We start from the raw sequence: 9,307 nt of genomic DNA, 5'->3' as shown, positions 1-9,307 counted from the left end.
TCTGATTAACTCAGCCTTGCTGGGTCATTTTGCATGGCTTAGTCTAAACTCCAGTTAAACCTCTAGATTCAGAATTACAAGCGAAATCAAGCGTTGGTAGACGCCCCAATTACGATCGCTATTTTTCTTGCTATGTAAATATGCGATGCGATCGCTTAACTCCCAAGCTTCGCTTTTTTTTAAATTAAACAGCCTCGGCAAATATGTCTAATTTGATACTTGATTTAGATAAAGCTCATTTGGTTTAGTTAATATAAGCACTCCACATCAACTAATATCGACACGGATATGAACATAACCCGTTGGAAGGAATGAAAGAGAAATCTTGGTGATTGTCTCGATTCAACTTAGCCGATCCGCGTAAATTGGTGTTCGCGTAGCGTGTCCTAAAGGACAAGGTATTGATAAAGTTAATTATATTTTTGACTTTGCCTGAAAAATAAGTAAGTATTAACAGTGATATTTAAAGACTATGAAAGTCGAAAATGAAACGTCCAAATCGCCTTGCTTGGATGGGAGCGATCGCACTCGCTGCGATCGTTTTACTTAGTTTGTTCGCGGCTCCCAATAATACTAAAATTAACGCTGGCTCTACCTATAACCGTAACTCTGATGGCTATGGTGCTTGGTACGCTTTTATGCAACAACAGGGAATTTCTATCAAGCGTTGGCAAAAGCCTTTTAGTGATATTCAGCCAGAGAACAGCCCAATTACTTTGCTACAAGTAGGCGGCTATCCCAGAGAAACCACACTAGATAGTCAAGAGCGGGAATGGGTAGAAAAAGGGAATACTTTGGTAATTTTGGGTGCAAAGGCGCGGGTTACAGAAGCGGAGTTTAGCACTATGCAAAAATCTCCTGAAGGTGATATTAAAATTGATACACGTAGACGATATAAAAAAGCTAACTCTAAGCAAGTTAATTTAGGCGATCGCTTTGGTGCTGTTGTCTGGAAAGAAAATTACAAAAAAGGAAAGGTGATTTTTTCTACCACTCCTTATTTAGCTGCCAACGCCTACCAAGATTATTTAAGTAATTTCAAGTATTTAGCTAGTTTAGTTACTGAAAAAAGTAACACAGTCTTTGTCGATGAATACATCCACGGCTATAAAGATGCCGATATCAGGAAGAAAGAAAGCGAAGGAGATTTATCTAGCTTTTTTGCCAAAACTCCTTTACTTCCAATCTTGATACAAGTAGGTATCCTGCTATTAGTGCTAGTTTGGGCGCAGAATCGCCGCTTTGGTAAGCCAGTAGCTTTAGATACACCACTTGTAGATAATAGCGAAGCATACATCCAAGCTTTAGCCGGAGTGTTGCAGAAAGCTGATACCACCGACTTTGTTGTTGAAATGGTGGGTAAACAAGAACAACTAGAACTCCAAAAAGTCTTGGGATTAGGGCAAGTACTATTAGAACGTCAAGCCTTGATCGATTTCTGGATGGAAAAAACAGGTGCAAGTGCAGCCGAACTAGATGCAGTTTTAAAGCTACAATCTCGCAAACAACCCATCAGCGAACGAGAACTGTTAAGCTGGTTGGGAAAATGGCGAAGCATTAGGGAAATTCGTAATACTTCGGCTACGCTCAGCACAAGTTCGTAATTCGTAATTCGGAATTCGTAATTATTTTTTTGGAATTGTACTCTGCGTTGGTTATTTATCAATAAAAAATATGAGTGAAACACATCCTATTTTAATTCGTCTTGGTCAAGGTCTTAATCAAGTAATTGTTGGACAATCTAGCTTAATACAGCAACTCTTAGTAGCACTGCTAGCGGGTGGGCACGTAATTTTAGAAGGAGTACCGGGAACTGGGAAAACTCTACTCGTAAAAGTGTTGGCGCAGTTAATTCAAGGGGAGTTTCGCCGGATTCAATTAACACCAGATGTTTTACCTTCAGATATTACTGGTACTAATATTTTTGACTTGAATAGCCGCAATTTCACTTTGAAAAAAGGGCCAATATTTACTGAAGTATTGCTAGCAGACGAAATCAACCGTACTCCGCCCAAGACACAAGCGGCGCTGCTAGAAGCAATGGAAGAGATGCAGGTAACACTGGATGGTGAAAGTTTGCCTTTACCAGATTTATTTTGGGTAATTGCGACACAAAATCCACTAGAATTTGAGGGTACTTATCCTTTACCAGAAGCACAGTTAGACAGATTTTTATTTAAGCTGATGGTAGATTACCCCGATCAAGCTGCTGAAAAGCAAATGTTACTCAATCGTCAGGCGGGTTTTGCAGCACGACGTTTAGATATTAGCCGTTTGAAACCAATCGCAACAGTAGCCGACATTTTGCAAGCACGACAAGCAGTCAAAGAAGTTAAAGTATCAGAAGCGATCGTTGATTATTTGTTGGCGTTGGTGAGAACATCGCGTCAATATCCCGATTTAACTTTGGGTGCATCACCCCGCGCTACCGGTGCTTGGTTGCAGACATCTCAAGCATTAGCGTGGTTAGCGGGAAGGGATTTTGTAACGCCAGATCATGTAAAAGCAGTTGCATCACCGTTGCTACGTCATCGTCTCATCTTAAAACCAGAAGCGATGCTGGATGGTTTACAAATGGATGCGGTAATTGCGTCGGTAATTAATCAAGTACCAGTTCCAAGGTAAAAAAATTAAACCTCTGACGTAAATCCCTCTTATCTCAATTTTGGGAGAAGGGGAGTTGTTTCACCAAGACATAGCGATCGCCATCACAACATTACTGATAAAATATCCAAGATGCGACAACTTTACCCAGCGATCGAGCCTTACTTAGAAGGTAGTTTACAAGTTTCCGACCTTCATACTATCCATTTTGAAGAGTCAGGAAACCCCCAAGGTCAACCCATCGTTTTGCTGCATGGGGGCCCTGGTGGCGGATGTCCAGCTTTTTATCGGCAATATTTCCACCCAGAAAAATGGCGGTTAGTGATGTTTGATCAGCGCGGTTGTGGTCAAAGTACGCCCCATGCCGAATTACGAGAAAACACCACTTGGGATTTAGTTAGTGATATCGAAAAACTGCGCCAACATTTAGGTATAGATAAGTGGGCGGTTTTCGGTGGTAGTTGGGGTAGCACTTTATCACTAGCTTACAGTCAAACCCATCCCTCTCGATGCACAGGATTAATTCTGCGTGGCATCTTCATGCTGAGACAAAAAGAGTTGCGCTGGTTTTATCAAGAGGGTGCTAGTTATATTTTTCCTGATGCTTGGGAAGAATATCTCAAACCAATTCCCATAGATGAACGTGACGATTTAATCGCAGCATATTACAAACGCTTGACCAATCCAGATTTAGAAATTCAATTAACAGCAGCGCGTGCTTGGTCAATTTGGGAAGCTAGTACCAGTAGACTTTTCTTCGATCCAGAACTGATGCAAAAGTTTGGTGAGAGTGAATTTGCTTCAGCTTTTGCTCGGATTGAATGCCATTACTTTATGAATAAGGGATTTTTGGAAACAGAAGATCAATTACTCTTAAATGTAGACCGCATCCGCCATATTCCGGCTGTAATTGTTCAGGGACGCTATGATGTAGTCTGCCCAATGATATCAGCTTGGGAATTACATCGCGCTTGGCCGGAAGCCGAATTTATAGTGGTTCCTGATGCCGGACATTCGATGAGTGAACCAGGAATTTGCAGTGCTTTGATTGAAGCAACAGATAATATCAAATTCGGTTGAATATTTAGATTTCTATAGCGTTTCCCAATCATATAAAGTACATCATAGCCCCCTCCTCGCTTGCGGGGAGGGGGTTGGGGGTGGGGTTCTTGTACCTCACTCAATCCAATCAGGCCCTTTGAAGAAACTTCCATCTTCTCTAAAGGTTTGATACACCAAAACACCTTCTCCCAGAGGAGGGAAATTTTTGGCTCCTCTGAAATCAGTTTTTATGAATTTGGCAGTACCACCAATCGCTGCCCTGTAGAGGTTAGCCCCATCAAATACAGCAGCAGTCAAGATAGCATCAATAAGATTGGCATTGGAGAAGTCAGTCCCAATACAATCAGCACCACTCAAGTCAACTCCTCGCAAATTGGCATAACTGAGATTGGCATTAGTGAGGTTAACACAAAGCATTTTGGCTCCACTCAAGTTGGCATGGCTCAGGTTGGAGCCACTCAAATCAGCACCTATCAAATCGGCTCCGCTCAAGTCAATTTCCCGCAAATCTTCTCCATCCAGCCCGGACGAACTGATTCTAATCCCAGCAAAATTTCTCTCGCCAGCCGCATATCTCTTAAGCAACTTTCTACGCTCGATAAAGTTTCTTTCATCTTTCATAATTTACTTCTTGCATCTTTCAATACATATAATGACAGGGATACTAATAACGTTATTAAAAGATGGTATATGCACAGCAACACTAACTCTTGTAACTTTGGAAACTTATACTGTATATGAAGCATCAGTGTAAGTAGTTCACTACAAAAAAAGAAGATATGCGAATTTTAATTGTGGAAAGCAGTATGTTGTTGCTCCTAACTGCAATGACAACTGGCTGTGTCGGTTCTTCCTCTGTTACAAAACAGCCGCAAGCCTTGCCAGCAAGCACTGAACAGCCGACGAAAGAAGCTGTGTTGACTTCAACACCTACACCGACTGCAAAACCTATAGAGCATTCTACCCCTGAAGCAACTATTGCCACGAATCCGACGCGCTGTGAAACTAGCCAATTGTCAGTGCGCCGAATTTCCGAAGATGCTGGCGTTGGGAATGTTGCACTTACTTACGCCTTCACTAATAACGGTTCATCTCCTTGCACCCTCAACGGTTATCCGGGATTGGGACTACTGGATGCAAAAGACCAACCTTTACAGGGGATTAAAATTATTCGCTCCAAGGATACTTACTTTTCGAGTAAGCAACCTCGACAACAAGTAACTCTAGCTCCTGGGAAACAAGCCTCATTTCAAATAGCTTACAACCACATTAGTTCCCCAGATCAAAATTGCCCAATGTCTAGTAAAATTCAAATCACACCTCCAAATGCTTACGAGCACTTTACCCTTACAGAACAAATCAAACCTTGTACAGGCAAAGTTAGAGTGACTCCAGTACGAGCCGTTAACACTCAACCTTAGTAAATTTCTGTAATTTACTCAAATACCCAGAAAAAGCATAAATTTAATCAAAGCCTCTGATAAGTTCAGGATTGTACTAATCAAAAAGGTTAAAAAATTTTATGGAAGGAATTGATGTTGCCGATCAAGATGGCAGAGTAGATTGGACGGCAGTAAAAAACTCTGGTAAAACTTTTGCGTTTGTCAAAGCCACAGAAGGAGTTAGCATTAAAGATTCTGCTTTTGCTCATCACTGGCAGACCATGAAAGCTGTTGGTCTGATTCGGGGTGCTTATCATTTCTTTCACCCTCATACATCTGACCCGGTTCAGCAAGCAAAAGAATTCTTAAAAACGCTGGGCAAATTAGAAGCGGGAGACTTACCACCAGTTCTGGATGTAGAAGTAACTGACAAAGGAAGTAGCCAAGCTGTAATTAATGGAGCGAAGTTGTGGTTAGCAGAGGTGGAAAAAGCCCTTTTGCAACAAACAAAAAAACCAATCAAACCAATTATTTATACCTTCCCCAGTTTTTGGGAACAACTTGGTAATCCATCTGATTTTGCTAGTTATCCATTATGGATTGCCCACTACGGAACTAGGAACCCAACTATTCCTGGTGCTTGGCAAGGACAATACTTAATCCATCAATATGAAGGTGATATATCTGGTGTAACTGGTGTTAGTGGTCGAGCCGATTTGAATAGATTTAATGGATTGCAGCTAGGAGATTTTGGGCTAAGAGTAAAACAATTACAACAGCAATTAAAAGATATTGGATTATATACTGATGCCATCGATGGGCGTTTTTCTGAGTCAGTTAAGAATGCAATTGTTAGTTTTCAAACATCTAAAAAATTGCAAGCTGATGGAATTGTCGGTATAAAAACTTGGATAGCTTTGCTATGGATTTAAGTAAGTCGGTGTGAATAAACAAAGGTTTGTGGTCAACGGCTCCAAACCTTTAATTAATTTTATATTGTATAATATAGTTTAATTTATTGTGGTTGTTACTTAACATCGTAATGAACAAAATTGAGATTCGACCTGGAAAAAACCTTTAAGGATTCGTTTGAGTGAATTAAACTTAATCCGCCTAATAGCTTTATTCACTTCTACCCACTGTCGTTTTCTTTTAGTTGCTTCTGGATAATCTTCACTCAGCATATCAACTGATAATAAATACATCTTGACGCAATAAATTTTGCCTTGTTTGCGGTACTTGTAAGTTCCCAGTTCATTTGCATCTATTTGCCCAATTATCCCTGCTTCTTCCCACGCCTCTTTGGCTGCGGAATCAGGTGGACTCATACCATTAGGAATATCTCCTTTGGGAATCACCCAGTGTTGAAAGTCACGAGTTGTAATTAGCAAGATTTCAACTTTACCATTGTTCACTCTGTAAGGAATTACCCCAGACTGTATAAACACTTTACTGGTTTTGCGACTCATGTAATTTCCATCCTGTACGTCCTAGCTTTTTTGTACAATGTTTACTTCAGAAATTCTAGAGCTGATACCGGATAAATTTTGGTTAATCTTAAGTTATGAAAAGGTTAAAAACAGATTTTTACTTATAAGAGTTAATTATCGAAATGGAATTCAGGAGTCAGGAGCCAATATTCAGAATGAATTTTGTGCAACTAACGGATAGCGTAAGGGTAGCAAGCTATTTATTCAAAAAATTTTTAGCATCAGTGTTTGAGCGGGTGATGATGGTTTTAATGCCGCAGTTACACTATTATCAGACTAGTTTTATCTTGAGGAGTCTGACTTTTATTCGTCAGTTGTATCCATATATATAAAGTTATCGCGAATCTGGCAGCACTTTTGTTCAACTAACTGTAATAACTGTTCCCAAACTCTCGTTAGCTAATCTATCTACTGCACACACGGCATAAGTTCCGGCTTGTTGGACGGTAGCGAATGTTGTACCAGCAGATAAAATTCGTTGAATTGTCCAAGTATCGCCACTCAGCCGATAAAGTGTCCAGGAACGAACTGGCTGATTATCTCCAGGCTGCCAACTCAGTTTGCGGTTATTGACTTGTAGTCCAATGGGTGGAGATGGTGGTGTTGTATCTTGCCAAGGCAAAGTCGGTGGTAAGGCAGGTTTGTTATACAGCAGACTTTGGAATTTATCAGCAATGCCCTGACTATTTTCTGTCAAAACACTGAGATTAAAGAAGATATTCCCCAGTGACAATCGTCCAGCTTGGCTACGACTAATTTTTACCTGCTTTTCAATCTCATCACTCTCGCGACTCTTGTTGCTTGGTTCTGTCAAATTGTTACCAGCATAAACGTGTCTTTGCTTTGTGTTTACCTGTGTCCACCACTGTAGCAACGCTGGATAACTTTGTTGTGGTTGGTCTGTGCGCCAGTAAAGTTGAGGAGCGATATAATCAATCCAGCCTTCTTCTAACCATTTTTTGGAGTCAGCATACAGCACGTTGTAAGCATCCAATCCGGTAATACCAGCGGGTTGTCCGGGGCGATAAATCCCAAAAGGACTAATACCAAATTTTACGTCAGGTTTGGCTGTTTTAATCCCTTGCCAGAGGCGCTGTACCATTTTGTTAACATTGTCTCGTCGCCAGTCACCAAGGCTGAGTGTACCACCAGCTGCTTTATATGCAGCGTAGGTTTTATTATCGGGGAAAGCTTGTCCCTCAATGGGATATGGATAGAAGTAATCATCTAAGTGAATGCCATCAACATCGTAGCGCTTCACTACATCAAGAATTACGTTATACGCTCTATCCTGAACTATTTTTAGTCCTGGGTCCATCCAGCGTTGTGTTTTCCACAAATAAACGCTTTCTGGATTGGTAGCTGCGATGTGGGGACGGACCGTTTTAGCTGGGTCGGTGGAAGTGCTAGCACGGTAGGGGTTAAACCAAGCATGGAGTTCAATATTGTGCTTGTGACATTCTGCGATCGCAAACGCTAAAGGATCGTAAAATGGTTCTGGTGCTTTCCCCTGAGTTCCTGTAATCCAAGCACTCCAAGGCTCTAATCGAGATTCATACAAAGCGTCTCCCTCCGGTCGCACCTGGAAAATCAGAGCATTGAAGTTTAGCGCTTGTAATTTAGTAATAATCTCCGTAAGTTCTGCTTTTTGTTGAGCAACAGTAAGTCCCGGTTTGGAAGGCCAATCACCATTCCACACAGATACTACCCATGCTCCCCGGAATTCCCGGCTATGATTTACCCTAACGCTGCCGATAGGTGTGGGCGTTGGAGTTGGAGTTGGAATTGGTGTTGGTATCGGAATTGGCGTTGGAATTGGAGTTGGAGTTGGAATTGGTGTTGGTATCGGAATTGGCGTTGGAGTTGGAGTTGGAGTTGGAGTTGGAGTTGGAGTTGGAGTTGGAGTTGGAGTTGGCGGCTGTACTAAGTAACTAGAAGCAATTTTTTCTGCCTGACCTAAATACACCAAGGCTTGATAAATAATCACTGCCACATCTGCACGAGTAGCAGCGAGATTAGGATTGAGTAATTTAATATTTGGGAAACTAACCACCAATCCAGCGCTGGTGGCAATAGCTACATGATTTCTACCATATTCAGGAATTTGTACAGAATCCTGATAAATCTGTGAGAGTTTTGAGAGCAGGTCAGGTTTAACCTTGGTAGCAATTTCTAAGCCTGCTACCAAGGAAACTAAGACTTCTACCCTAGTAATTCGGTTAGCAGAACGGAAAGTTTTATCAGGGAATCCGCTAATAAATGCTTTTTCGTAAGCTGTTTTGATGGCTGCTGCTGCCCAATAATTCGTGGGTACATCAACAAAGGAAACATACTGCCGCTTCTTGGAAACTGTCCCAAATGCGTTAGCGATAATAGCGGCAAATTCAGCACGGGTAAGTGAATTATCGGGGCGATAAGTGCCATTAGGCAACCCACTGACAATACCGCGTTGGGCTAAGGCTGTAATAAATGAGCGTGCCCAATGGTTTTGAATATCCGAGAATGGAGTAGCAATAGATACCATTGTTAATTGCAGCTAGCTGGCCTTGATTTTGATTTCCTTTGTTAATTTAGCAATTTTGTTGGCGTAGGCATAGCCAGCCGTAGGCATCGCTGCTGCAATTTCGTCTTGTAAACTTTGACTACTTAAGTTTGGGAATGGGGTATTGGGCATTGGGTATGGAGAAGAGACAAGGTAGACAAGGAAGAGGGGGTAGATAAGGGAGAGACTTGTTCAATAATTCCGGGTTGTCCCCTTGTCCCCTTGTC

General features: G+C 41.5%; 9 protein-coding genes. 5 read left to right on the top strand and 4 right to left on the bottom strand.

All coding sequences use genetic code 11. The features are described from left to right. Window positions 1-485: 485 nt before the first annotated feature. From RMZ95_RS21470 to pip, 3 genes are all read left to right on the top strand, one after another. On the top strand, window positions 486-1,604 hold the full coding sequence (locus RMZ95_RS21470) for a DUF4350 domain-containing protein (protein ID WP_322684326.1): 1,119 nt from the start codon (window positions 486-488) through the stop codon (window positions 1,602-1,604). Between the two features lie 70 nt (window positions 1,605-1,674). Next, window positions 1,675-2,625: a MoxR family ATPase gene (locus RMZ95_RS21465; RefSeq protein WP_322684327.1), complete on the top strand. Its 951-nt coding sequence runs from the start codon at window positions 1,675-1,677 to the stop codon at window positions 2,623-2,625. A gap of 111 nt (window positions 2,626-2,736) precedes the next feature. Continuing rightward, window positions 2,737-3,684, top strand: a complete 948-nt coding sequence (gene pip / locus RMZ95_RS21460; protein WP_322684328.1) for a prolyl aminopeptidase — start codon at window positions 2,737-2,739, stop codon at window positions 3,682-3,684. Window positions 3,685-3,780: 96 nt separating this feature from the next. Here pip and RMZ95_RS21455 read toward each other — a convergent pair whose 3' ends face one another. After that, a complete protein-coding gene (locus tag RMZ95_RS21455) occupies window positions 3,781-4,287 on the bottom strand; it encodes a pentapeptide repeat-containing protein (protein WP_322684329.1) in 507 nt (168 codons plus the stop codon). 158 nt (window positions 4,288-4,445) lie between these two features. Here RMZ95_RS21455 and RMZ95_RS21450 point away from each other — a divergent pair, with 158 nt between their 5' ends. Together RMZ95_RS21450 and RMZ95_RS21445 are read left to right on the top strand one after the other, a co-directional pair. Next, on the top strand, window positions 4,446-5,087 hold the full coding sequence (locus tag RMZ95_RS21450) for a DUF4232 domain-containing protein (RefSeq protein ID WP_322684330.1): 642 nt from the start codon (window positions 4,446-4,448) through the stop codon (window positions 5,085-5,087). 101 nt (window positions 5,088-5,188) lie between these two features. Then, window positions 5,189-5,980, top strand: coding sequence for a GH25 family lysozyme (locus RMZ95_RS21445; protein WP_322684331.1), 792 nt, complete (start codon window positions 5,189-5,191; stop codon window positions 5,978-5,980). Window positions 5,981-6,079: 99 nt separating this feature from the next. Here RMZ95_RS21445 and RMZ95_RS21440 read toward each other — a convergent pair whose 3' ends face one another. The 3 genes from RMZ95_RS21440 to RMZ95_RS21430 form a co-directional block, all read right to left on the bottom strand. Then, the gene (locus RMZ95_RS21440; protein ID WP_322684332.1) at window positions 6,080-6,517 is read right to left on the bottom strand and encodes an NUDIX hydrolase; all 438 of its coding nucleotides are present in this window, start codon (window positions 6,515-6,517) and stop codon (window positions 6,080-6,082) included. Window positions 6,518-6,899: 382 nt separating this feature from the next. Then, window positions 6,900-9,062 carry a glycoside hydrolase family 10 protein gene (locus tag RMZ95_RS21435; protein WP_322684333.1) on the bottom strand — a complete coding sequence of 721 codons (2,163 nt, stop codon included), beginning with the start codon at window positions 9,060-9,062 and terminating at the stop codon, window positions 6,900-6,902. A 12-nt stretch (window positions 9,063-9,074) separates the two neighbouring features. Then, window positions 9,075-9,212 carry a hypothetical protein gene (locus RMZ95_RS21430; RefSeq protein ID WP_322684334.1) on the bottom strand — a complete coding sequence of 46 codons (138 nt, stop codon included), beginning with the start codon at window positions 9,210-9,212 and terminating at the stop codon, window positions 9,075-9,077. Window positions 9,213-9,307 lie beyond the last annotated feature (95 nt).

It is taken from the genome of Nostoc sp. DedQUE07 (assembly GCF_034530975.2).
In the GTDB taxonomy this organism is placed as follows: domain Bacteria; phylum Cyanobacteriota; class Cyanobacteriia; order Cyanobacteriales; family Nostocaceae; genus Nostoc.
This window is presented reverse-complemented; position numbering and strand designations above follow the sequence as displayed.

Excerpts from the sequence above, each read along its gene's own strand:
- RMZ95_RS21440 (WP_322684332.1), bottom strand. The coding sequence starts at position 6,517 with ATGAGTCGCAAAACCAGTAAAGTGTTTATACAGTCTGGGGTAATTCCT.
- RMZ95_RS21430 (WP_322684334.1), bottom strand. The coding sequence starts at position 9,212 with ATGCCCAATACCCCATTCCCAAACTTAAGTAGTCAAAGTTTACAAGAC.
- RMZ95_RS21435 (WP_322684333.1), bottom strand. The coding sequence starts at position 9,062 with ATGGTATCTATTGCTACTCCATTCTCGGATATTCAAAACCATTGGGCA.
- RMZ95_RS21465 (WP_322684327.1), top strand. The coding sequence starts at position 1,675 with ATGAGTGAAACACATCCTATTTTAATTCGTCTTGGTCAAGGTCTTAAT.
- pip (WP_322684328.1), top strand. The coding sequence starts at position 2,737 with ATGCGACAACTTTACCCAGCGATCGAGCCTTACTTAGAAGGTAGTTTA.
- RMZ95_RS21450 (WP_322684330.1), top strand. The coding sequence starts at position 4,446 with ATGCGAATTTTAATTGTGGAAAGCAGTATGTTGTTGCTCCTAACTGCA.
- RMZ95_RS21445 (WP_322684331.1), top strand. The coding sequence starts at position 5,189 with ATGGAAGGAATTGATGTTGCCGATCAAGATGGCAGAGTAGATTGGACG.
- RMZ95_RS21470 (WP_322684326.1), top strand. The coding sequence starts at position 486 with ATGAAACGTCCAAATCGCCTTGCTTGGATGGGAGCGATCGCACTCGCT.
- RMZ95_RS21455 (WP_322684329.1), bottom strand. The coding sequence starts at position 4,287 with ATGAAAGATGAAAGAAACTTTATCGAGCGTAGAAAGTTGCTTAAGAGA.